Annotated in this window: 14 protein-coding genes; 6 read left to right on the forward strand and 8 right to left on the reverse strand. The window is 58.4% G+C overall.

What is annotated here, in order from left to right; all coding sequences use genetic code 11:
- Nucleotides 1-435: 435 nt before the first annotated feature.
- Both HDF15_RS01920 and HDF15_RS01925 read left to right on the forward strand, forming a co-directional pair.
- Nucleotides 436-1,404 (forward strand): alpha/beta fold hydrolase, encoded by a 969-nt coding sequence (locus HDF15_RS01920; protein WP_014266883.1) that lies wholly within the window; start codon nt 436-438, stop codon nt 1,402-1,404.
- Nucleotides 1,405-1,944: 540 nt separating this feature from the next.
- Entirely contained in the window at nt 1,945-9,531 is a 7,587-nt protein-coding gene (locus HDF15_RS01925; protein WP_260330764.1) for a discoidin domain-containing protein, read from the forward strand.
- A 152-nt stretch (nt 9,532-9,683) separates the two neighbouring features.
- On the opposite strand, the gene HDF15_RS01930 is transcribed toward HDF15_RS01925, so the two are convergent.
- The 5 genes from HDF15_RS01930 to ada all read right to left on the reverse strand — a co-directional run bounded on the left by HDF15_RS01930 (nt 9,684) and on the right by ada (nt 14,265).
- Nucleotides 9,684-10,889 (reverse strand): condensation domain-containing protein, encoded by a 1,206-nt coding sequence (locus HDF15_RS01930; RefSeq protein WP_184252566.1) that lies wholly within the window; start codon nt 10,887-10,889, stop codon nt 9,684-9,686.
- A 659-nt stretch (nt 10,890-11,548) separates the two neighbouring features.
- Entirely contained in the window at nt 11,549-11,686 is a 138-nt protein-coding gene (locus tag HDF15_RS01935) for a hypothetical protein (protein WP_184252567.1), read from the reverse strand.
- Between the two features lie 66 nt (nt 11,687-11,752).
- Entirely contained in the window at nt 11,753-12,406 is a 654-nt protein-coding gene (alkB, locus tag HDF15_RS01940) for a DNA oxidative demethylase AlkB (protein WP_014266887.1), read from the reverse strand.
- A gap of 9 nt (nt 12,407-12,415) precedes the next feature.
- Nucleotides 12,416-13,189, reverse strand: coding sequence for a 2OG-Fe(II) oxygenase (locus tag HDF15_RS01945; protein ID WP_184252568.1), 774 nt, complete (start codon nt 13,187-13,189; stop codon nt 12,416-12,418).
- Nucleotides 13,186-14,265 carry a bifunctional DNA-binding transcriptional regulator/O6-methylguanine-DNA methyltransferase Ada gene (gene ada / locus HDF15_RS01950; protein WP_014266889.1) on the reverse strand — a complete coding sequence of 360 codons (1,080 nt, stop codon included), beginning with the start codon at nt 14,263-14,265 and terminating at the stop codon, nt 13,186-13,188. The genes HDF15_RS01945 and ada overlap by 4 nt, the downstream gene beginning before the upstream one ends.
- Nucleotides 14,266-14,370: 105 nt before the next feature.
- On the opposite strand from ada, the gene HDF15_RS01955 reads away from it, so the two are divergent.
- Nucleotides 14,371-15,045, forward strand: a complete 675-nt coding sequence (locus tag HDF15_RS01955; RefSeq protein ID WP_014266890.1) for a DNA-3-methyladenine glycosylase — start codon at nt 14,371-14,373, stop codon at nt 15,043-15,045.
- Here the strand turns inward: HDF15_RS01955 and HDF15_RS01960 are convergent.
- Both HDF15_RS01960 and HDF15_RS26345 read right to left on the reverse strand, forming a co-directional pair.
- Nucleotides 15,032-15,517 (reverse strand): methylated-DNA--[protein]-cysteine S-methyltransferase, encoded by a 486-nt coding sequence (locus tag HDF15_RS01960; RefSeq protein ID WP_223295383.1) that lies wholly within the window; start codon nt 15,515-15,517, stop codon nt 15,032-15,034. The genes HDF15_RS01955 and HDF15_RS01960 overlap by 14 nt on opposite strands.
- A 14-nt stretch (nt 15,518-15,531) precedes the next feature.
- Entirely contained in the window at nt 15,532-16,044 is a 513-nt protein-coding gene (locus HDF15_RS26345; protein ID WP_014266892.1) for a very short patch repair endonuclease, read from the reverse strand.
- Between the two features lie 235 nt (nt 16,045-16,279).
- Here HDF15_RS26345 and HDF15_RS01970 point away from each other — a divergent pair, with 235 nt between their 5' ends.
- From HDF15_RS01970 to HDF15_RS01980, 3 genes are read left to right on the forward strand one after another with little or no spacing between them, the layout of a single operon-like run.
- Nucleotides 16,280-17,521 (forward strand): efflux RND transporter periplasmic adaptor subunit, encoded by a 1,242-nt coding sequence (locus HDF15_RS01970; RefSeq protein ID WP_014266893.1) that lies wholly within the window; start codon nt 16,280-16,282, stop codon nt 17,519-17,521.
- 3 nt (nt 17,522-17,524) lie between these two features.
- Nucleotides 17,525-20,737, forward strand: a complete 3,213-nt coding sequence (locus HDF15_RS01975; protein ID WP_014266894.1) for an efflux RND transporter permease subunit — start codon at nt 17,525-17,527, stop codon at nt 20,735-20,737.
- On the forward strand, nt 20,737-22,167 hold the full coding sequence (locus HDF15_RS01980) for an efflux transporter outer membrane subunit (RefSeq protein WP_184252569.1): 1,431 nt from the start codon (nt 20,737-20,739) through the stop codon (nt 22,165-22,167). The genes HDF15_RS01975 and HDF15_RS01980 overlap by 1 nt, the downstream gene beginning before the upstream one ends.
- A gap of 112 nt (nt 22,168-22,279) precedes the next feature.
- Here the strand turns inward: HDF15_RS01980 and HDF15_RS01985 are convergent, their stop codons facing one another.
- Entirely contained in the window at nt 22,280-24,040 is a 1,761-nt protein-coding gene (locus HDF15_RS01985) for an ABC transporter ATP-binding protein (RefSeq protein WP_014266896.1), read from the reverse strand.
- Nucleotides 24,041-24,409 lie beyond the last annotated feature (369 nt).

A 24,409-nucleotide genomic window follows, 5' to 3' on the forward strand; every position in this document is an offset into this window, starting at 1 on the left:
CTGGACAGAAGTCCAAGCTAAATCCCCAGATACAAGGACCACATGGGGATAGGTTGACCACTTCACATCGAGACGCTCTCTGCATCCAGGCGCGTCGCTCACTGCCTCTTTCATTCCTGTGGTTCCTCTCTTTGTGAGAGGAGAGGGGGTAAATGAATGATCCTCCACCATCTGAAAGCCGAGGCAGCGCGAGGGGTGGGTGGCCCGGCAGTTCATCGCCCGATCTTCAAAGCTTCCACCAAGCCATCATTCCCATAGTCTGCAGGAATATTTTCGCTATTTGTGTTTTTAACCCTACGCACTCACGCCAGTTGAACATCGCGTGAGGGTACAAATCCCAGAAAGCAGCAGCAAACACCAATTCAACCGTAACGAGAGCCAACGTAGAAAAGCGAACCGGGCGGTTTAGAGGCCCCCGAGAATGCGGAGACTAACATGAGAATCGATAGAAGGAAGTTCCTGGGCACGGGGATCGCTGCCGCAGGTTTGATGTCAATCAGCAGCGGGGCAGCCGCGCAGGACGTGACATTGGGAGCGGGAGGAACGCGCAAGACGTTCGTCCTCGTCCACGGCTCGTGGCATGATACCGGCGTTTGGGAATCTCTCACACCTATGCTCATCGCTGCCGGGCATACGGTGATCGCCCGTGATTTACCAGGACGCGGTATCAACGCCTTATTTCCCGCAAGCTATTTTCAGCGCCCTTTCGATGCCGGAGCGTTCGCTCAGGAGCCATCACCGGTTGCTGGTGTAACGCTCGAAGACAACATCGCGAGCATCATTGAGACGATCGGCGTCGCGAACGCCGGCGGGGCACAGAGAATTATCCTTGTAGGGCATAGCTCGGCAGGGTTTTCAATTACGGCGGTCGCCGAACGATATCCGCAACTCATCAGCCATATCGTCTACGTGGCCGCAATGATGAACGCCAATGGAGTCTCGCCGAATGACGACCTCTCTTCCGCCGACAATGGATTCAACCAGAATATCAGTGCCGCGCTGATTGGCGCTCCACCACAAATCGGTGCCCTCCGCTTCGACTGGAACAGCCTTGACCCCGTGTACGCGCCGGCACTGCAGAATCTCTTTTACAACGACGTAGCTCCGGTACCATACCGCGCCGTCGCTAATCTACTCACCCCAGATGATCCTGCCGGGCCTTTCTCCGTGCCAGTCACGAGGACGGCTCAGCGCTGGGGTTCGATTCCACGAAGTTATGTCAGGACAGCGTTGGATCGCGTGATCCTTCCCACCTTGCAGGATAGGTGGATTGCGCAGGCCAATGCGTTGACCCCATCAAATTCGACTAAAGTCTACCCTATCGAAAGCAGCCACTCGCCATTCATCTCCCAACCCCAGAAACTGGGAGAGGCTTTGCTGGATGTAGCTAACCGGACGCCTTAATATTGGCGGCTCTCCCATCGGGACGGGGAGGCCTAATTTCCCGCTGGTATGAGAACACGCTGGCTTGCGGAAAATCGTCCAACAGACGCCACCTGTCCCTCGAGAGCCAAGTCTCGCAAGGCATCATGTGTGTTTTTGGGAGGGAGGCCGCGCCAACCCTGAAAGAAAATTCATTGGAATAGATTCGGAAGTTTCGGGTTATGGCAGCGCTATCTACTTATTCCGCCATTCCATTGCATGAATGGCGGAATTTTCGACAACTCTAACCCCTGTCTCCAGTTTCGATTGAATCAATGTAGTCCCTCTCCTCCTGCTCTGGAATCACTGTCACAGCCTCGTTCCTCGACGAGCCTGCGACAGTGACTCGCCGGACTCGTGCGTTCCACCTGTGAAACTCAACCTTTATGAGGGATCCCTTTGAAAAAGCACGTACTTTGTGTTTTGTGTTTCGTCTGCCTATTATCGTTCTTCATCAGTTCCGTTCGCCCTGCTTCTGGCCAGGGTGCCACCCTTGCTCCCTCGAAGCGAGTCGTCGTCAATTTGGGGCAGACTCCGTGGCAGTTCATCAAGGATCAGGACCCAACGAATGCCCAGTCGCCTAGCTTCAATGACTCTGGCTGGCAGCAAGTCGGCATCCCGTATTCCGCCGATCAGCTAGACACCTTTGTCAACACTCAAGCCGGTGGGGGCGCTCAGTTCCTGAGCGGCACTGTGATCTGGTATCGCAAGCACTTCACCATGGACCCGCAGTATGCGAACAGCAAGGTCGAAGTCGTCTTCGAGGGCGCTCACACGGGCGCTCAGGTCTATATCAATGGCCAGTTCCTTCCGGGAAACAGCGCGATCAACCCGCAGGCCACGCACGTTGTCGGCTTTGTTCCGTTCATCGTGGACCTTACGCCATACCTGAAATTCGACGGCTCGGACAATGTGCTGGCCGTTCGCGTTGCGAAGAATGCGGCCTGGTTTGTTGACCCAGGTTTCTCTGAATCATTCCGCTTCGGACAGGCCGACTCGGGGCTCTTCCGTCCGACCTACATGTACATTACAGACCCTGTACATATCCCACAGAATATCTACGCGGGGCTTGGGACGTGGGGCACCTACGTGAATACGGTCTCCGCCAGCGCGACCACAGCGCAGGTCGAGGTCCAGACTAACGTTCTGAACGAAGGTGCCAGCAGCCAGGATGTGACCCTGACGACCCAGATCGTCGATGCTCTCGGGAATGTCGTAGCCACGGCACAGGACGAGAAGACTCTTGCTCCAACAGGGGTTGCCGCATTCTCGCCGCATTCTCCGACCTTTGACCAGACGCTGACCGTGACCAACCCGACGCTCTGGTATCCGAACAACAGCATCTACGGCAAACCTTATATGTATAGGGTGTTCCATACGGTCAGCATCAACGGTGTCGTTATTGACGCTGTCCAGAGTCCGCTCGGCATCCGCACACTTACCTGGGACAAGGACTATCCATACTTCAATGGGAAGCCGCAGCATCTGTGGGGAGCGGCGGGCCGTTACGACTATCCAGCACTCGGGACATCAGTTCCCGAGGAACAGCAGTGGCGCGACCTGCAACAGCTAGCGGCTGCGGGCGGCAACCTCTGGCGACCGGGACACTCCACATCGAGCGAGGAGTTTGTGAACGCGGCCGACGCGCTTGGCGTCATGATTGTGCAGCCGAGTGGTGACGGTGAGAACTCGTTTTCCAACCAATGCGATGACGGACCTACCTGCGATCGCGAGACCCTGAAGAAGGAATTGCATCGGGACATGATCGTCAGGGATCGCAACCATCCCTCGATCCTGGCATGGGAGGCGGACAATGGCCAGACGAACACGCCACTTGCGCAATCACTGAAGCAGATCGGCACCCAGTGGGACAATCTGGCCCTCCGCGTTCAGTCGGACCGGACACCGAATCCGGCCAACGGAGACATTCTGAGCTGCTCTCGCGAGGGTTGCGACATAGGCGTCAAGCAGCAGTTTCCCAACAATCCAGCGTGGGGTGCGGAGTACTGGGGAACAGGGACCATCCGTCATGACTACGACAACGAACTCTCCTTCGCAGCGCCCTTTGTCGACAGCTGGAGCCAGGGTGTCACCGCCCATGTCTTCGGCCTATCGCAGTGGTACTTCGCGGACTCGCCGGGCGAGACCGGCACCTATACCGATCTGACAGACCAGACCCTCGAGCGCTCGATCGGCGATTCGATGACCGACTTCAATCGCTTTCCAAGATTGCTGTACTACATCGACGAGGCGAACTGGGTTCCCTACCAGATCAAGCCGATGGTCAAGCTTGCGAATACCTGGAATCGAACCGGTGCCATCACCGTCAATGCGTTCAGCAATTGCCCTGCGGTTCGCCTGCTGATCAACGGAGTCACCCAGGGCGGAGACCAGATCCCCAATTCCTCGACGTCAGTCGCCAGCAACGATGGTGACATAGCAGCCACGCAGACCACGACCAGTCTCGCCGGGCAGGTCCACTGGAATGTAACGTGGGCCGCGGGCACCGTTACCGCAGCTTGCCTCGACTCCTTCAGCAACGTTGTGACAATTGACCAACTGACTACTGCCGGCAATCCGGACCACATCGAACTCGATGTCGTTCCAGACGTCGTGCGTCCGGATGGCACCTCCTTCGCCGTGACGGCAGATGGCACAGACACGGCTTTTGTTGTGGCCAAGGTCGTAGACACAAACGGCGTAGTAGTCCCGAACGCGTCGAACAACATTACCTTCTCTGTCACAGGCCCAGGAACTTATGTGGGCGGCACGCAACAGCTCGTGACGCCTGGCCAGCCGCTCGGCTATCACTCTCCAGGCGACCCAGAGCTACAGGCCGAGGGCGGTCTGCAAAAGATCGCAATCCGAAGCAAGTTCACACCCGGCGTCGTCGCCATTACCGCGACCTCTCCAGGTCTCGGCTCGGGCGCGAACTCTTACACCATCCAACCGGTAGCGCAATCCAGTCCGGCAGCCACGACTCCCTCGATCATCGCGCAGCCGGTCAGCACGGCGGTCACCGTTGGCCAGCCCGCGCATTTCTCGGTCACAGCCTCGGGCGCGTCTCCGCTCAACTTCCAATGGATGGAGAACGGCTCTCAGATCTCAGGGGCTACCGGAACGACGCTGGATACCGCGCCAGCAACGAAGGCCGACAACAACGCAGTCTTTAGCGTGGTCGTCAGGAACGTTCTAGGAAATGTCACCTCGAACAACGCAATCCTCACAGTAGACGCAGCAGCAGCACCAGCCATCACAGTCCAGCCAGCCACACAGACCGTCTCTGCCGGGCAGGCCATCACCTTCTCTGTTGTCGCAACGGGCTCTCCGACGCTGCAATATCAGTGGCAGAAGAACGGCGCGCCGATCCCTGGAGCAACCGGCTCAAGCTATACCACCCCTGTGCTCACTATCGCGGACAGCGGCGAAGCCTTTTCGGTGACCATCACAAATCCTGTCAATACCGTGAGCTCCGCGTCGGCGACATTGACCGTCAATGCCGCCGTGCCTCCGACCATCACAGTTCAGCCGGGCAGCGTGAGCGCACTGCCGGGTCAACCAGCCTCTTTCAATGTCACGGTCCAGGGCTCTGCGCCTATCGCCTACCAGTGGCAGACAGGCGGCAGCAACGTTGCCTCTAATGCATCCACTGTCACGAATGTTCAGAATAGCAATGGTTCCGGCACTTCGACGCTCACCTTACCTGCAGTCCAAAATAGCAACGTCGGCAACTACATGGTAACGGCGACAAACATCGCTGGCACCGTAACCAGTACGCCTGCCGCACTGAGCCTCGCGCCTCCCGGCTTTGACCTCGCACTCGGGAAGACCGCCACCGCCAGCAGCTACGAGAACCAAGGCGCCATGCCGGCAAGTGCTGCCTTCGATGGCGACGCCACAAACACTCGCTGGGGCTCGGCTTTCGGTGATCCGCAATGGCTCGAAGTGGATCTCGGTGCGGTCATGACCTTCAACCGAGCGGTATTGAGCTGGCAAAATGCCTATGCAACTGCCTATCAGATACAGGTCTCGAACGACGGTGTGAATTGGACCAATGCCTATGAGCAGGATTCCGGAGGAGGAGGAACGGAAGACTTCACTTTCCCGAGTCAGAGAGCGCGCTACGTTCGGATGTATGGCACTCAGCGGGCGACCCAGTACGGGTATTCGCTATGGGAGTTCTCCATCTATAACGCGCCAGTCTGTGGTGCCTCTCCGGAGCGCTATACGATCAACGGTGCCAATACCGGGCTGCTGATCGACAACCTCAGTAACTTGACCTGGAGCCGCTCCGAGTTCACTCTCGCCGACTCTGGCGCGCAGTTCACGCAGAGCAGTGCAATCACATACTGCGCAGCGCAGGGCATGCGTATCCCGACACGAGATGAAGCAATCGCCATCAGTGGCGCCAATGCCGCGTCCTGCGCCTTCCCCAACCCGTGGAGCACATGGACCTCGACTGTCGATCCGCAGGACTCGACGCGTGCTTATACTGTCTCGTCAGCGGGCGCCATCGACTTCAGCATCATCAACAACTCGCCCGGAGGAGTTCTTTGCACCCAAGGGGCTACTGCGGTTGCTCCAACAATCACCGCCCAGCCTTTGAACTCAACTGCGAATGTCGGGCAATCCGCCCAATTCGCTATCGCGGCGACAACCTCCGGTACGGCTCCCGCAACTTACGAGTGGTTCAGGAACGCTACTCCAGTCTCCGTCACTGGTGTGCCCTTCTACATCACGCCTGCAGTCGCCGACGCTGATAACAACTCCCAGTTCACCGTGACGGTCACAGGCGGCAACGGACTGGCTACTACCAGCACCGCTGGGGTCCTTACTGTCACCGACAATGCCACACCGCCTAACGGTGGTGGCGGGAACACTGGAGGAGGCGCGGGAGCTCCCGGAAACACCAACAATACGGATACCGCAATTCCCGGATTTGATTCGGGTCCGATGCCAGCAGGCCCGAATCTCGCACTCGGCAAGACGGCTACGTCTAGCGGAAACGAGAACAACGTCGCGTACCCGCCGACCAATTCGAACGACGGCGACCTCACTACCCGTTGGTCTTCCGCCTTCGTCGATCCGTCGTGGATCGAGATCGACCTCGGTTCGGTCAAGGCAATCGGACAGGTCGTTCTGCGTTGGGAACGTTCCTTCGGGGTCGCCTATCAGATCCAGACCTCGACCGACGGGCACACCTGGACTACGGCCTTCAATCAAGCCAGCGGACAAGGTGGGAGTGAAAACCTTGTATTCCCCTCGGTGAATGCGCGATTCGTCCGCATGAATGGGACGCAGCGCTCTTCGCAGTATGGATACTCGCTGTGGGAGTTCGAAGTCTACGGTCCGGTACTTCCGACAATCGCGACCCAACCCGTTAGCCAGACTGTCCTCGCCGGGGCACAGGCGCAGTTCACGGTCGTAGCGGGCGGCAATGGTCCATTCACTTACCAGTGGATGCTGAACGGTGTGGCAATCGTTGGCGCAACCAGCGCAACGTATACCACCCCTGCGGCTTCATCCTCAGACAGCGGTGGCTTGTTCACCGTCAAAGTCAGCAATTCGAGCGGGTCGACTACTTCCGGCAACGCCTCATTGACGGTCACCAACCCGACGCCTGGCGTCGCAAACCTGGCGTTGGGCAAACCCACAACGTCGAGCGGCAATGAGAACGACGGACTCGGCCCTCTCAATGCCGTGGACGGCGATCTCACAACACGCTGGTCATCTGCCTTCGCGGATACATCGTGGCTTGAAGTTGACCTTGGCGCGACTACGATCATCAACAAGGTCGTGCTGTACTGGGAGGCGGCTTACGGCAAGGCCTACCAAATTCAGGTATCGAATGATGAGCAGACCTGGACTTCGGTCTACACCCAAACCGCAGGCCAGGGTGGTGTGGAGACTTTGACGTTCCCAACTGTCATCAAACGCTACATTCGCTTCCTCGGCACTACGAGGGCAACGCAATATGGCTATTCGCTCTTCGAGTTCCAGGTCTTTGGCGCAGACGTGCCTTCGATCACAACGCAACCCGTCAGCCAAGCGGTGAACGCTGGCGCAACCGCAACCTTCACGGTGGCCGCATCGGGAGATGGACCATTCGCTTACCAGTGGTTGCGGAATGGCGTTGCAATCCCGGGCGCCACGGCAACCAGCTACACAACGCCAGTACTGATGTCTGCAGACAGCGGCAGCGTCTTTACCGTCAACGTCACCAATGCAAACGGAACGGATGCCTCGGCGAAGGCTACGGTGACCGTCAACTCCGTCACGCCGTCTAGCTCGAACCTGGCGCTCAATCAACCGACCAAGGAGAGTGGCAGCCAGGACGACGGCACCCTCGGATCGGCCAATGCCGTAGACGGAAACCTGACTACGCGCTGGTCGTCAGCCTTTGTCGATCCCTCTTGGATCGAAGTGGACCTCGGGTCGCCGAAGAGCATTGGGCAGGTGATTCTTCGTTGGGAGAATGCCTACGGAACGGCCTATCTGATTCAGGTTTCCAACGATGAGCAGACCTGGACCAACGCCTACGCGCAAACTGCCGGCACAGGTGGAGTTGAGAACCTTACCTTTCCTCCTGTGAGCGGTCGCTATATCCGCATGTTTGGGACAACGCGCGCAACTCCTTACGGCTATTCTCTGTATGAGTTCGAGGTCTACGAAGCAGCGAACGCGCCAACGATCACAGCGCAACCTGCGAGCCAGACCGTCAACGCCGGAGCCACCGCGACCTTTAGCGTAGTCGCCGGCGGCACCGGCCCCTTCACCTACCAGTGGCTCAAGGGGGGCAATGCCATCGTCGGTGCAACAACTGCGAGCTACACTACACCTGTACTAGCCGCCACGGATAACGGTGGCCAGTACAGCGTCAAAGTTGGCAACGCAAATGGCACCGTCACTTCGACGGCAGTCACTCTCACGGTCGATAACTCTGGATCGGGCTATACGATCTATCCCGGATTCGTCGGCGTGGATCTCAACAACAACACGAACGGCGCATGGACCGACAACCAAGTCTATGTCACCGTAATCGGGCAAGATCCTTCAAACGGCAAATTCTCCTATCTGACTCCAGATGGCGCGATCGTTGACTTCACCCTGAACGATGGCGCCGCCACTAATCACCTGACAAAGAATGGCCAGAACTTCGGCAACTACTCCTTCACGCTGGCCCAAAGCAAGCTATTGAAGATTCCCACCTTTATCTCGGCCCGCGCGTATGTCTCGCTCGGCGAACCCTTGTACGTGCAGGTCAACGGGGATGGAAACGGCAATGTGGTGGGCTACGCTGGCCCAAACCCGCAGAATGCCACCGATCCCAATACAAACGTCCACTTCGACTGGTATGAATTCAACAACCAGAACGGCATCTTCATCAACACCACGCAAGTCGACGAGTTCGGCCTTCCCCTGACACTCGATGTCTGGGGCGCGGGCGGTACATTCCACCAACAGGTCGGTATCACCGAGTCAATCGCACAAATCGATAGCGAGTTCGCAAGTGAAGTGCCGGCGCAATTCCAACCGCCCACGATGTCCAACCTCCGCATCCTCTCGCCGGCCAAGCTTTCCATGGCCACCGGCGCGGCAAACGGAAACTACCTGGATAGCTTCATCGCAAGCTCGTGGGCAACCTTCAACACCACGCCGCTTGTAGTCACCCTAAATGGCCGCCAGTTCAGCGGGACCACTTCGGGACAGACGTTCACGTTTACTGAGGTCAACCCCGCCGCGGCAAACGCCGGTGAGGTCTTCATCGTGTCGCAGCCTTCCACCCAGGATGTGCTCGAATGCGCCGGCACCATGGCCACTGGAGTCCCAGGTAACACGCCACAGCTCCAGGACGAAAACGCCAAACAATTGCAGCTGCAAAATCAGATTTGCTCTGCGGTCAACCGTCACGTACTTCTTAGCCCTAAGGACTGGAGCAACGCTTCGGCATATTATGGCGCGGTACCGGCCAACTTCTACTCGCAGTTCTGGCACAAACACTCAATTGGAGGGCTGGCGTACGGCTTCTCCTACGACGACAACAATAACCAGAGCACCACGATTACCACGCCGAACCCGGAGCACATGGCCTTCGGCATAGGCTGGTAGAGTCACAGATGGAGGCGCTCACTGTTGAGCGCCTCCATCTCTAACTTGCGTGAACGATCCACGCTCTGCCCTCGGAAGTATGCGATCAGGCCGCACTGCCTGCCTGATCGAGTGGCGCATCAAGAGCTAGTCAGTCTGTAAAAAACTCCAATTCAAACGGTGCCGGCGTGAGCGCACACCTTGGCTAGAACTTCTTCGATGTTCTCGAGGAGTGCCGACAGGGGAGCATGGCTGGTGTGGAGCAGATTGAGCGATCCGTTGACCGTCACCGCCCCGAGGGTCTGTTCGCCATCAACACCCCTCAACACCGCCGGCCCCCATAGAGACTCGAGTTTCAATCGCCCGAAATTGGTATCGAACGGAAGTCGGCCGAGGTTGGTCACCATTGCCTGCCCTCCGAATGCGCGCTTGAGAAGCTGAGCTGCCGTTTCAACATCCAAACCCGAAAGAACCGCTTGATTGGCAGCGTTTATCGCTATTGACACCCCTTCGCGGGTTTGAACTCCTGATAACCCGCTCTTAATCAACCGCGCCATGTCCCAGAATTCTGGAGTTGCCTGCGGATCGATTGAAACCTCTCCGCCGCTGATGGCCGGCATGCAATTTTCTCCCAGGCCCAGCAGAGTTCGAATGCTGACGGAAGACCTCATCCGTACGGTGTCGTCATGCCAGCCAGGGTCGATTTGCCTTCCGACGAATAGAAGTGCCGCGCACAGCGCCCCGTGCACCGTTGTTCCCTCCTCTTTTGAACGACTCTGCAATCTGCTGGTGAGCTCAGGAGCCAAACTGAGCCGCCGGATATGCGGGATCGGATCCTTTCTGGTATCACTGGCGATCGAAGCAGCTACGGCTGCACTGTGGTGGACGGGCGGTCGGCCTTCTGAGGGCAGCCGCCGCGGCAGACCAAACATCTCTTCCCGAGAGGGCATTAGGGGGAGTGGATCGAGCGGTTGACCGGAGAGCGCGCGCAGCACATCCCGAATTGCAAAGGCCGAGGAGAAGCCATCGGCAATGGAGTGATGGGCGACAAGGATTAAGACCGCTTTGGACTCCTGATACAGGAGCACAGCGCGCATGAGCGGGGCCTGTTCGGGATCGAACTGCTTGTGTAGCTCCGCTTCTACTTCCGATTCCCAGCGTGCTGGTACATTTTCAACGACACGCAAGGGAATCTGCGCTCCATCGATGTGACGGAAATGAGGGATCTGACTATGCCTGGAATCAATGCAGGTAGACAGCAACGGATGACGACGTTGTAATGTGTCAAGCGCAGCGCGCCATTCCCCGACCGTGGTGCATCCTCCAATTTCCGCCACCAAAGCAAAATGTACCCGCGAGCTCTGATCGATAAGCCACATGATCTCCTCAAGAGCGCCGAGGGGACGAATAAGTGGGTTGGAATGCGATATTGAAGCTCTTGTAGTTTCGGCGTGAATGGCGGTCTCAGCTGACGACATTGTGATTCCCTCTAGGAGCATCCCGACGAATCGAAGGGTGCGCTCGCTTCTGATTACGCGAACACGCACAATTCTGATTTATTCCCGTCGTATGGCAAACAATCCTGCGACTGCGTGGCTTGTATTCAATTGAAAGGAATCTCAATCAATTCGTGGGCCTCATCGAATTCCGGTTGGCACGACAACAAGGGGCGCGAGTTCCTCTCTCAGGGAATACTATGCAGCCTGGAGGCATCCACCTCAGGGCGGCCTTGCCTCCCGGAGTTTCGAGATGGTGAGGCTGCAGCATCGGAAACCAATCGAGCGTTATCTCTTGCACGGTCCTTCACATGCGAGCGCTCAACCAGTGGCTGGAAACACGGCACAAATTCTTCATTCCCGAGGACACGGCGTACTCCTCCAATACCGATAGCCATGCGAAACTCTTTTGCCGGCAAGCAGCAGGCAACGCAGAATTTACGAGTAGCCCGTATTCCAGGAGCAACGCGTCAGAGCTAAGGCAGAACCGTGGATCACTTTCACTGACTGGTCTGGTAGAGGCGCTGGGCCTCGCTCTCAGCTCATTTGACTCGCGACATCGAATTGGCCCCAAGCATGAAGACCTCACCTGAAATGAGGCGAAGAACAGGAATGAAATCTACTTCGTCCTCATAGAAGAAGAAGCCTGCAGACACCAGGTCGGCGATGGCTTGTTTCACGAACGCCTCATCACTTTCGATTGGAGGCGACGCCGAAGGCAGTAGTCGGAGATTTTTCCTAGACATTCAAGCCGCCTTGCGGAATGTGAGATTGAAGCGGTATCCGCCCGCCAATGGATGAGAGCCGTCCTTGAGCGGGTTAACTCCGTGATAGCGCAGCCTCGCCGGCCCACCCCAAACCAAAACGTCGCCATGTAGCACCGGCACCCGAATTGTCTTGTCCGACCTCTCCAACCCGCCGAACAGGAAGACAGCCGGAAGCCCGAGCGAAACCGACACTATTGGCTCTTCGAAGTCGTTCTCGTTCTTGTCCTGATGCAGGGTGAGCCTAGCTCCAGGCTCGTAGCGGTTGATGAGACAGGCATCTGGGACGAAGGTGGGATAGCCGGCCTTTGTCGCTGCCTCCCGAGCCAAATCCATGAAGACTTTTGGCATAGCTGGCCATAGGCCTCCGATCTCCGGATCGACGGGGGCATAGCGGTATCCCTTTCTGTCCGTGACCCATCCGAGGGCCCCGCAGTTGGTCATAGCCACTGACATCCGGAACCCCCCTGGGGTGACCATGTGCCGGAAGGGGGACTTCGCTGCGACTGAAAGCAGGGCCTCGATGACCAGAGCATCCCGGTTCAGCGCGAGGCCGCGCAGGATCGCCGTTCCAGGTCCGAGATCTTGGCTCAGGGGCTCAAGCTCAGCGGCATCATTAAAAAGAGTCGATATCATACGGACCTCTTAGTTGGCATCGTGAAAGATGATGCCAACGGTGTGGCGTTCACCTGAGCGCAGGCGGCTGACACCGTGCCGGAGGTTGACGCGATAGATGCCTCGCGTACCCTTGACGGGCCGGTGGTGAACCGCGAAGGCAACGGCATCACCCTGGCGAAGCGGAACGACTTCCGGTCGCGATTGCATACGGGGCCGTTGCTCCGTGAGCACGAATTCACCCCCCGTGAAGTCTCGCTGTGGCTCGGAAAGCAGGATCGCCACCTGAATCGGGAAGACGTGCTCTCCATAGAGGTCCTGGTGGAGGCAGTTGTAGTCGCCGGTGCCATACTGGAGGAGCAGCGGGGTGGGTCGAAATTGCCCTGCGTCGTGGCACCGCTGGACGAAATCCGCGTGGCTCCCCGGGTATCGCACCTCGATTCCCATTGCTTCGTTCCAACGATTCGCGACTGGAGCGAGCCGAGGATAGAGAGTAGTGCGAAGGCCCTGGATAATCGAAGGGAGAGGGTAGCTGAAGTATTTATATTCACCCCTTCCGAAACCATATCGTCCCATGACGACGCGGCTGCGGAAGATCGATTCTTCCGGATAAAGAGACGCTATCGCCTTGCACTCGTCTGCGGAGAGGACGCCCTGCAGCAGGGCACTTCCCTGCTCGTCGAGGTCTTTCCCAACCTGACGCCAATCGAGCGCGTTGACTCGCGCGACAGCTCCTTCAAACGGAATCGAGCCTGCGCTGGTTTCTTTGGCTACTTGAGCTTCGTCTGCGAATAGGGTGTTCATGCCTGGGCCTCTCGATCTAATAATGCTCGTTTGCGTTCCACGCCCCAACGATAGCCAGAGAGAGCTCCATCGTTTCTGATCACACGGTGGCACGGAATTGCGACGGCCAGCGTATTTGCTCCGCAGGCCTGGGCGACAGCCCGTACGGCCTTCGGCATACCGATAGCCTTCGCGACATCCGCATAGCTCGCGGTCGTGCCGACGGGGATTTGCTGCAGTGCTTTCCAAACCCTTTGCTGAAAGGCTGTTCCGCGAATGTCCAAGGGTAGGTCAAGGCCGATGCCCGGCCTTTCGATGAGGCCAATCACCTTGGCGACCAGGTCCTCGTAGCCGCTCTCGTCACCGACGAGGTCTGCCTTGGGAAATTGGTCTTGGAGATCGCGCACGAGGAGGAGCGGGTCGTCACCCATTAGGACAGCGCAAACACCGCGCTCGCTCTTGGCCACTAGGATGGAACCGAGGGAGCACTCCGCGATGGCGAAGTGAATGACGGTATTTACACCGCCATCGCGGAAACTGGTTGGCGTCATCCCGAGAACCTCGTTCGCGCTTTGGTAGAAACGACTGTTGGAGTTGAATCCAGCGTCGTAGATCGCATCGGTCACTGACTGGCTCTTGCCCAGCGTCTTTCTGACTCGCTTCGAGCGATGTGCTGCGCCGTAACCGCTCGGTGTGAGGCCGGTGACAGCCTTGAAGGTCCGGTGCAAGTGGAAAACGCTCATCTCGGCGTGTTTAGCGAGCTTCTCAAGAGAGGGAGTTTCTTCGAGACGCTCGATGAGTCGGCACACTTTCTCGATTTTGGCTGTGTTGGCTTCGGTAAGCGAGAGGCCGGTTGGCTTGCATCGCTTGCAGGCTCGGAAGCCTGCATTTTCTGCCGCCGCAGTCGTCAAATGAAAGCGAACGTTCTCGGGACGCGCGAGGCGAGCAGCACAGGACGGACGACAGAACACTCCCGTTGTCTTCACCGAATAGAAGAACTTCCCATCAGCTTCTTTGTCCCGCGCTACGATTGACAGCCAGCGCGGGTCGCCTGTCGTTTCCGCGGCCAGCTTCTCGATCTCCAATTGCTTACTCATGGCAAACTCCTTCAATCTCATTTCCAACCTTAGCGAGATCACTCGGCGACGGCACTCCGTATCTTGCTTTCAAATTTGAAGGGTAGGATCACGATTGGAGACCTCATGACCAAGACCTCTACCCCCGGTAACGGGAAACTCTCGACAGAGTCTGGGCCGTTCCACGCGGCGACTCGTCATCTCGCTTCAATCGACATTGACTGGAGACGCCTCGTCAAACAGGTTGGGCCGTGTACGCACCTGCCCAAGCCGGCACGGGAGCCGTATGAGGCATTGATACGCGCAATCGCCTATCAGCAACTGCACGCGAAGGCGGGCGACGCGATTCTCACGAAGTTCATGGCATTGTTCGGCGAACCAAAGTTCCCGTCTCCCGACCGCATTCTGGCGGCGGATTTCGACTCGCTTCGAGCGTGCGGATTCTCGGGGAGGAAGATCGAGACGATTCGCGAGATCGCATCGGGCTCGTTAAGTGGTTTGGTCCCAGGCCGGACGTCTGCGGACAAGATGTCTGACGAGGACCTCATCTCACGGCTGGTGACGCTCAAGGGGATTGGGAGGTGGACCGTTGAGATGTTCCTGATCTACACCCTGGAGCGGATGGACGTCTTACCAGCAGATGACTTTGGGGTCAGAGAAGGACATCGACGATTGAAGTCGCTACCCAAGGCGTTTTCGGCGAAGGAAATCGCGAGAGAAGGACAGCGGTGGAGCCCCTACCGAACCATTGCCGCGTGGTACCTCTGGCGCGTACCACGCGACGGTTCTACGAAAGACTGAGCTGTTGCTGCGATGTCACTTCCGCCGCCTCTAATTCCAGCAGCCGACGTTTTCGTTCGAGACCACCAGCATAGCCCGTGAGGCTTCCATTGCTACCGACAACCCGGTGGCACGGGATGATAATGCTGATCGGGTTCCTGCCGTTCGCAAGTCCCACGGCACGGATAGCCAGGCGATTGCCCAGCAAGTCCGCCAGCTCTCCATAAGAGCGCGTCTCTCCATACGGGATGGTTCGCAGCAGGTTCCACACCGATTGCTGGAAGGCCGTTCCGTGTAGCGCGATCGGCACCTCGAAGTGAACTCGCTTGCGTTCGAAATACTCGTCGAGCTGCGAGCGGGCAACGTCGAAGCCCGACGTCGTCCTCGATCCTAGCGAATCCTCCTTAGGCCCCCGGAGGTGGTCCGGCATGTATATGCCGCTCAGAACTCCGTTCGTATTCACCAACGTCAGAGTGCCCAATGGTGATTCCATCAAAAAATGCTCAATCATTGACATGGCTTCGTCCCTCTAGCGACAGATTTGTCCGCGCTGGCTTTCTTTCTTACGACGGTTGCGATCTGCGTTGCCACACTCAGCGGTGCCTCGTGTGCCCAGAATCTCAGCACGGTCCAGTTTTCCTTGCGGAGCCGCCGAGTCGTGTCCCTGTCTCGCCTCCTATTTCCTTGGACCTTCGTTGCCCAGTAGCCTGCATTTGTCTTGGGCGGCGCATGATGCACGGGACATCCATGCCAGAAGCAGCCGTCGACAAAAACCGCGACTCTCGCGTTCCGAAAGACCAAGTCAGCAGTCCTCCTGAGGTCTGGGAGCGGGCGTGCCGAAACGCGGTAGCGCATCCCTAACGCATGTACAGCTGACCTCACAGCGATCTCAGGTTTTGTGTCCCTCGACTTATTGCCTTGCATCACGCGGCGCACAGCCGGGGAGGTAGCCCACGACTCGCTCAGTACTTGTGAGGCAGAGACCGGGCCAGGTAAGCTCTGAGCCATTTCTTCTTGCATTTCGTTGTCCTCCCGCGCTCTTGTACCGAGCGTTCTCAGAGGCTATCGACTTCCATCGTTCGCCACACTCCGTTCCTTGCTCAGTAACTCTTGGTTCGGCTGTGACGGAAACAACAATCCCGAATTCAAAAGCAAGATACAGGGTGTTTCCCGCCAGGCATCGGGATAGCTTCCGAGATGCAGAGGCGAATGTCGCACTGAGCTTCGCCAACATCCGCTGCAAAAGGAGAACACTGTGTCGAAGGAACAAGAGAACGAGACCGCCGTAGGTCGTTGGCTCGCCGTCGGCCTTGGTGCATTTGCTCTCGGCACCGGCATGCTTTCGGGTTGCGGAAAGAATCCAGCCCCCGCTAGTCCGCCTCCTCCGATGCCCGTCACCGTGGTTGAACTTCAGCCCGCGAGTGTACCGCTGACCCGTGAATGGGTTGCGACGCTCGATGGCTTCGTAAACGCCTCCATTCAGCCGCAGGCAAGCGGCTACCTCGTGAAACAGGACTACAAAGAGGGCGCCCAGGTATCAAAGGGCCAAGTGCTGTTCGAGATCGATCCCCGCCCTTTTCAGGCGGCACTCGCTCAGGCAGAGGGGCAGCTAAACCAAGCGAAGGGGCAGGTCGCCCAGGCTCAGGCCCAGTTCGACCTCGCGAAGATCAACGTGAATCGCGACACCCCTCTCGCACAGGCGCGAGCCATCGCCAAGAGCACGCTCGACAACGACACGCAGCAGATGGCACAGCAGCAAGCGGCGGTCGAATCGGCTCAGGCCTCCGTCGCAACCGCAGAGGCATCTGTCGCCAACGCCAGGCTGAACCTCGGATTCACCCAGGTCCGCTCGCTCGTCACAGGCGTTGTCGGCCAGGCCACGATGCAGGTCGGGAACCTGGTCAACCCGCAATCCGTGCTTACTTCGGTCTCGCAGCTCAATCCCATCAAGGCCTATTTCTCCATATCAGACTCCGAGTATCTGGCGCTCACAGCGCGAGCCCGCAAAGGCGACGGCGACTTGCTCAAGAGTGCGTCGGCCGTTCCCTTGACCCTAACCCTCTCGAACGGCGAAGTGTTCGGGCAGAAGGGACACATCGAATTCGTCGATCGCCAGATCAACTCGCAGACAGGGGCCATCCGCATCGCAGCTGTATTTCCGAATCCTGGCAACATGCTGCGGCCCGGCCAATTTGGCAGGGTCAAGGCTGAAACCGAAATCCGCCGCTACGCGCTGCTCGTCCCGCAGATCGCCATCGTGGAAACGCAAGGGCTGCAGCAAGTCTATGTGGCCGGGGCAGACGGGAAAGCCCATGCCGTCACCCTCCAAGTAGGACCGCAGGTTGGCGACAACTGGCTCGTGCTTGGCGGCGTCTCGCCGGGTGCGAAGGTCATCACGGACAACCTCCAGAAACTCCGTGACGGATCGCCAATCAGCCCACATCAAGAGCCAACGGTAGCCTCCACTCCCGTTGATACCAACTCGGTTGGAAGGTAGGCCATGTCGAAATTCTTTATCAGGCGACCCATCGTCGCCATAGTCATCGCTGTCATCACGGTCATCGTCGGCACGGTGTCGATGCTTACCCTGCCCACGTCGCAGTTTCCAGAGATCGTCCCGACCGAGATTCTAATCACAGCCACCTATCCTGGCGCTGATTCGAAGACCCTTTCGCAAGCCGTCGCCACGCCGATCGAGCAACAGCTGAATGGCGTGGACAACATGCTCTACATGAACTCGGTCAGCGCCAACAACGGCGTCGTCCAGCTCTTCGTAGACTTCGACGTCAAGACAGATCCGAACATCGACCAGGTTCTCGCCCAGCTCCGCGTCGACCAGGCTCAGTCCCAGCTTCCCGCGCAGGTCACGACCGCAGGCCTGACCGTTAGCAAGGCGGTCGCCTCGCCACTCATGGTCGTAGCCGTCAACTCGCCGGGCAATAAGCTCTCGCAGGACTTCCTGACTAACTACGCCATCATCAACCTTCAGGACCAAATAGCCCGAGTGAAGGGCGTTGCGCGTGTACAGGTATTCGGCGGCCAGTACGCTCTGCGCGTCTGGGTAGACCCAAACAAGCTCGCCCAACTCGGCGTTACCGCGCCCGAGGTAATCCAGGCAATCCAGACCCAGAACAATGTGAATCCCGCTGGACAGATAGGCGCGGAGCCCATTCGCAAGGGCCAGAAGTTTACCTATACCGTTCGCACCAAAGGGCGCCTCGTCAAACCAGAGGATTTCGGAAAGATCATCCTCCGCGCAAACGCCGACGGTTCCATCCTTCACCTCTCGGATGTCGCTCGAATCGAGCTTGGCGACCAGGCTTACGCGATCTCTGGCCGCTTCAACCAGAACCCGTCGGGCATCATGGCCATCTATGAGCTGCCCGGTTCGAACGCCGTCGCCACTGCGGCCGCGGTCAATGCGCGTATGAAGGAGCTGGCGGTAACCTTTCCCCAGGGCATCTCGTATGACATCCCGCTTGACACCACCAAGGCAGTCAGCTCAGGTATCCATGAGATCGTCATCACGCTTCTCGAGGCGCTTGGCCTTGTCGTGATCGTGGTCTTCATCTTCCTTCAGGGCTGGCGTGCCACGCTGATCCCACTGCTCGCCGTGCCGGTCTCGCTCATCGGAACCTTCATCATCTTCCCGGCGCTCGGCTTTTCCATCAACACGCTATCGCTGTTCGGTCTCGTGCTCGCGATTGGCCTCGTAGTGGATGACGCCATCATCGTCGTTGAGGCCGTCGAGCACCATATCGACGAGGGCATGGAACCAAAGGAGGCCACCATCAAGGCCATGGAAGAGGTTGGTGGGCCGGTCGTAGCCATCGCTCTCATTCTCGCGGCTGTCTTCATTCCAACCGCTTTCATCCCTGGGATCACCGGGCGGCTCTATCAACAGTTCGCCGTCACGATCGCCATCTCGGTATTGATCTCGGCTTTCAACGCGCTCACCCTCTCGCCCGCGCTCGCCGCGCTGCTCTTGAAACCGAAGGACAAACAGAAGAAAGCCGGCATTCTCGGCAAGGTCTTCGGCATCTTCAACAGATTCTTCGGCCGCACGACGGACAGCTTCGTCCGCACGTCCGGGGTGCTGATCCACAAATCGTACTTTGCGATGATCGGTATCGCGCTGATCGCAGTGGCCGCGGTGTTCCTTGGTTCGAGCCTTCCTGGCGGCTTCCTGCCGACCGAGGACCAAGGGTACATGTTCCTCGCCCTCCAGCTTCCGGACGGAGCCTCAGCACAGCGCACCGACGAAGCGCAACAGAAGATCACCGCCTCTCTGCTCAAAACCCCGGGCGTCCAGAGTGTTATCGCCATCACCAACTTCTCATTGATCACGCAGGTCCAGAGCACCAACCAAGGCTTCTTCTTCGTCGCGTTCAAGCCTTGGGAGGCACGCAAGAGCAAGGAAGAGCAACTGGACTACATCAACGCAAGTCTGGGCAAACAGCTTGCCGGCAATCCCGATGGCATCGCGTTCGCCTTCCCGCCACCGTCGATCCCGGGTATCGGAACCTCGGGCGGTGTGACCATGATCCTCGAGGATCGCTCCGGTCAAGACGATCCGGATATCCTCACGAAAAATCTGCAAACGTTCCTCGGCGCCGTGAACAAGCTCCCCGAGGTGGCCTTCGCTATGCCATCCTACTCGCCGGCGGTACCTCAGCTCTACGCGGACGTCGACCAGGAGAAAGTCCTGCAGCAGCAGGTCCAGTTGTCGGACGTCTACACGACGATGTCCACCTTCATGGGCGGCTATCTCGTGAACTACTTCAATCGCTTCGGTCGCCAATGGCAGACCTATGTTGAGGCGGAAGCCAGCTCGCGAGCCGACATCGACGATATCAACAAGTTCTACGTGCGTAGCGCAAACGGCAGCCAAGTCCCGCTTGGCTCACTCGTGCAGGTGCATAAGACCACCGGCCCCGAGTACATCTACCGTTTCAACGAGTTCAACGCAGCGCAGATCAACATCAGTGCCAAGCCGGGTTACAGCTCCGGCCAGGTAAGGGCCGCGCTCGAAAAGACCTTCGCCGAGACGATGCCGCCCGGCGCGGGATATGACTACTCCGGCATGTCGTACCAGGAAGACAAGGCGCAGAAGGGCGTGCCCTCCTACGCCGTCTTCGGGCTGTCGCTGCTCTTCGTGTTTCTCATCCTCGCGGGGCTATACGAATCCTGGACCCTGCCGTTCTCAGTGCTGCTCACCACGCCGGTCGCGATCCTGGGCGGTTATGTGGCGCTGCACATACGCTTGCTCGAGAACGACATCTTCGCGACCATCGGCGTGGTCATGTTGATCGGTCTCTCCGCCAAGAATGCCATCCTCATCGTTGAGTTTGCCAAGGCCAATTACGAGTCCGGGATGAGCATCTCGGAAGCCGCGCTGAGCGCCGCGAAGCTTCGCTTCCGCCCGATCGTCATGACGGCCCTCGCCTTCATCTTCGGCTGCCTGCCGCTATGGACTGCGACCGGCGCGGGCGCGGCATCCCGCCGTATCCTCGGCACCGTCGTCATTGGCGGAATGCTCCTGTCGACCGCGATCGGCCTCATCTTCATTCCAGTGACCTTCTCGGTCGTCGAGTACCTGTCGCATCGCTTCGGGCGCGGCGGCAAGGGCACCACGATGGACTCGAAGGCCGACCCAGACCCCATCGAAGCCGCTGGCAGCAGCCCCACACCGCCGACCCTGGGAGGTCGCTAATGACGAACACACCTTTGGCCTGGCTCAACCGCGCCACCTCTATCATCGCAATCGGTTCAATCGCTGTGGCCAGTGTCGGCTGCAACGTCGGCCCCAAGTACAAGAGACCGGTATACCCAGCGCCGCCTGCCTTCCAGGGCGCGGACGGCACACTCGTGGACGGCGATAGCCAAACCTCGATCGGCGATCGACGATGGACGGAGGTCTTCCGGGAGCCTGAGCTGCAGGGTTTGATCCGCACCGCGCTCGCGAACAACTATGACGTCCGGATCGCAGCGCAACGCATACTCGAGCAGCAGGCACAGGTCCAGGTGGCCCGTTCCCAGCAGTTTCCCACCATCACCGCGGGGGGCACGGGCATCGGCGTAGACATACCATCGCTGGGTAGCGGCGGCTCCTTCAGCAGCCCTATCGCTGAAGGCCTCTTCGCGCTGAATGCCAGCTGGACCCCTGACTTCTGGGGTCTCTACCGCAAGCAGACGGAAGCTGCGCGCGATCAACTGCTGGCACAGGTCTGGGCGCAGCGCGCGGTGCGCATGACGCTCATCGAGAGCGTCGTCACGACATATGTCCAGCTCCGCGCACTCGACAAGCAGCTTGAGATCACCAAACAGACGCTCAAGGTGCGGCAGGACTCCGTACAGTTGACCACCGAGCTCGAGCGCGGTGGGTCCGCCCCGCTCTCTGACGTGCGCCAGGCCGAGCAACTTCTCTTCACAGCAACCTCGCAGATCCCTCAGATTGAGCAGCAGATCCAGCAGCAAGAGAACACGTTGAGCCTGTTGCTGGGTGCAAACCCCGGCCCAATAGCCCATACCGATCCGAATGCGCTGACTCCTCCGCCGGAGTCTCTACCCACAGGGCTGCCCTCCCAGCTCCTGGAGCGCCGGCCCGATATCGGGCAGGCGGAGGCCACCCTGAAGGCGGCCAACGCGAACGTAGGCGTCGCTCGTGCGCAGTTCTTCCCGCAGCTTTCCCTGAGTGCGGCGGCGGGCGTTGGAGGGGACAGCTTTCCCACCATCTTCGGAAGCAACTCGCGGACCATCGCCGGTCTCGGCCAGCTAGCCCAGCCGATCTTCGAAGGCGGCAAACTTCACGGCCAATTGAAGCTCTCCGAGGCTACCAAGCAGGAGATGGTGCTGAGCTATCAGAAGACCATCGCAGGCGCGCTCCGCGACGTATCGAATGCGCTGGTCGCCTCGAACAAACAACGAGCATACAGGGAGCAACAGGAGAAGCTGGTCGGGTCTGCGCAGGACGCGACGCGCCTCGCGAGGCTCCGCTACCAGGGCGGCGCGACCGCGTACCTCGAAGTGCTCACGACTGACTCGAACCTCTTCGCAGCACAGTTGAATCTTGCGATTGCAGAACAAAGCGAGGCTCTGACGCTTGTCGGGCTCTACAGCGCTCTGGGCGGCGGCTGGCAGTAGTCCCTGCTGCCCTCCGCCCCCGCTTCTCGTTAGCGTGTATGGGCTGGGATCGCTTCGGGATGCGGGGAGCGCCCCACTGACCACGCAGTCGTTGCAAAAGCAGGCCATAGCCCTATATCCCCGTCGCGAATTTCTCCCCCTCGCCGACTTGCTGCCGCCACATCGCGTAGTAAAGTCCCTTTGCTGCAATCAACGTGTCGTGGCTCCCATATTCAGCAATCCGTCCTCTTTCGAGAACATAGATACAGTCGGCATGCAATACGGTGGAAAGCCGGTGGGCAATCAGGATGCTGATCGCATGACGCTTAGCCGCGACATCGCGAATTGTCTGGCTGATCTCCTCTTCCGTCAGGGAATCCAGAGCGGATGTCGCCTCGTCGAAGACCAGCAGTTCAGGCCGCCGCAGAAGCGCGCGTGCGATGGATAGCCGCTGCTTCTCTCCACCTGAGACTTTGACGCCCCCTTCGCCGATCACGCTGTCTAAACCGCGATTTCCGCGGGCCAGTAGGCCTTCCACTGACGCCTGCCTCAAGACCTCAAGACACTCCTCGTCCGTCGCATCAGGCCTTACAAAGCGAAGGTTCTCTCGGATCGAGCCGGAGAACAGTTGGGAGTCCTGCGTGACGAACCCGATGCGCTCGCGTAAGTCTTCAATCGCCACTTGGTCTTCGGGCGTCCCGTTGTAGTAGATGTGCCCGCTCCTGGGTTGGTAGAGGCCAACGAGCAATTTGACGAGTGTGGTCTTGCCCGCGCCGGATGGTCCTACGAAGGCGATTGTTTGGCCACGCGACACGTCAAAGGAGATCGAACTCAGCGCCGGGGACGATGCCGATTGGTGCTGGAAGGAGACGTCGGCAAAGCGCAACGTCTCTAGGGAGGAAAGCGATACCGGATGCTCGGGTCGTTGCTGCACCGGCATCTTCAGGATCTCCTCGAAGTTATCAAGGGAGGCTTCCGTCTCTCGATATGCGTTTACAACATTGCCCAGTTCCTGCAAAGGCCCGAACACGAAAAAGGAGTAGATGAACAACGAGAAGAATTGACCGACGGTGATCCGTTGCGAGTAGATCAGATAGAGCATGAGGAACAGGATTGAAGTGCGCAGGAGATTGACGAAGCTTCCTTGAACGAAACTGAGACTGCGAAGATAACGCACTTTCTCTAATTCGAGCTTGAGAATTCTCTCGGTAGTCGCATTCAACCGTTCTATTTCCTGCTGCGCGAGGCCCAGGCTCTTCACCAACTCGATATTGCGTAGCGATTCGGTCGTCGCGCCAGAGAGCGCGTTGGTTTCGGTCACAATGCGCTTCTGGACGTTCTTGATCCGACGGCTCAGGAGAGAACTGAGGCCGCCGAGTAGCGGGACTGTGAGAAGGTACGCGGGCGCGATGGACCAGTGGACCTTGGCAGCATAGATCGTGACGAAGACCAGTCCGACGATCGTCGTAAACACCATGTTCACAAGCAGCGCCAGAAATTTCTCGACATCGCTGCGGACCCGCTGCAGTTTGCCGAGGGTCTCACCGCTCCGCTGGTCCTCAAATAGCGTGTACGGCAAATCGAGGGAGTGCCGGATACCGTCCGTATAGATTCGCGCGCCGACCTTCTGGGTGATGACGTTGACGAAGTAGTCCTGAAAGTTCTTCGCGATGCGCGAGACCAGTGCCACGCCGACCGCGGCGGCCAGCAACAGGCCGACACCCCGCAGGAATTGAGCACTCGTATATTCGGCGTGCCGCGTCGCATACGAGTCGATGATGTGACGGAAGATCAAAGGGTCAAGCAATGAAAAGACTTGATTGATCGCCGCCAGAACGAGCGCGGTGAGCGCCAGCTTCCAAAAGCCTTTTAGGTACTTGTACAGAGTTGCCATTGATCGAGAATCCTCAATAAAAGACTTTGCTAAAAACCGTTGCCAGCACGAGAGCCTATAAGGGCCTCCCCGCTCACTTAATGTTCGAGTCGTTGGGCAAGGATTTGACGCGAGCGATCGTATCAACGCTCCAGAAATAAAGAGGTAGAGCTGAGATGCATCGTGTTTCCTAATCGCCCCGGCGATGAGTGATCTAAGAGGCTAATGCCACCTACCGTCTATGGCACCCCGTATCTTGCTGTGAAATCCCAAATCGACACGAGTGTGTTTTCTGGAATACGAAAGCAAGATACGGAGTGTTGGTTGTCTTGCATGGGAATAGCTTTCGAGATGCAGAGAGACGAGAGCCATGTTGGCCTTCGCCATACC

The organism is Granulicella mallensis, from assembly GCF_014203225.1.
Taxonomy (GTDB): Bacteria; Acidobacteriota; Terriglobia; order Terriglobales; family Acidobacteriaceae; genus Granulicella; species Granulicella mallensis_A.

What these genes read in the sequence shown, in the direction of transcription:
- HDF15_RS01980 (WP_184252569.1), top strand. Translation starts at nt 20,737, where the DNA reads ATGACGAACACACCTTTGGCCTGGCTCAACCGCGCCACCTCTATCATC.
- HDF15_RS01955 (WP_014266890.1), top strand. Translation starts at nt 14,371, where the DNA reads ATGACCAAGACCTCTACCCCCGGTAACGGGAAACTCTCGACAGAGTCT.
- HDF15_RS26345 (WP_014266892.1), bottom strand. Translation starts at nt 16,044, where the DNA reads ATGCAAGAAGAAATGGCTCAGAGCTTACCTGGCCCGGTCTCTGCCTCA.
- HDF15_RS01960 (WP_223295383.1), bottom strand. Translation starts at nt 15,517, where the DNA reads ATGGAATCACCATTGGGCACTCTGACGTTGGTGAATACGAACGGAGTT.
- alkB (WP_014266887.1), bottom strand. Translation starts at nt 12,406, where the DNA reads ATGATATCGACTCTTTTTAATGATGCCGCTGAGCTTGAGCCCCTGAGC.
- ada (WP_014266889.1), bottom strand. Translation starts at nt 14,265, where the DNA reads ATGAGTAAGCAATTGGAGATCGAGAAGCTGGCCGCGGAAACGACAGGC.
- HDF15_RS01985 (WP_014266896.1), bottom strand. Translation starts at nt 24,040, where the DNA reads ATGGCAACTCTGTACAAGTACCTAAAAGGCTTTTGGAAGCTGGCGCTC.
- HDF15_RS01930 (WP_184252566.1), bottom strand. Translation starts at nt 10,889, where the DNA reads ATGTGGCTTATCGATCAGAGCTCGCGGGTACATTTTGCTTTGGTGGCG.
- HDF15_RS01975 (WP_014266894.1), top strand. Translation starts at nt 17,525, where the DNA reads ATGTCGAAATTCTTTATCAGGCGACCCATCGTCGCCATAGTCATCGCT.
- HDF15_RS01920 (WP_014266883.1), top strand. Translation starts at nt 436, where the DNA reads ATGAGAATCGATAGAAGGAAGTTCCTGGGCACGGGGATCGCTGCCGCA.
- HDF15_RS01945 (WP_184252568.1), bottom strand. Translation starts at nt 13,189, where the DNA reads ATGAACACCCTATTCGCAGACGAAGCTCAAGTAGCCAAAGAAACCAGC.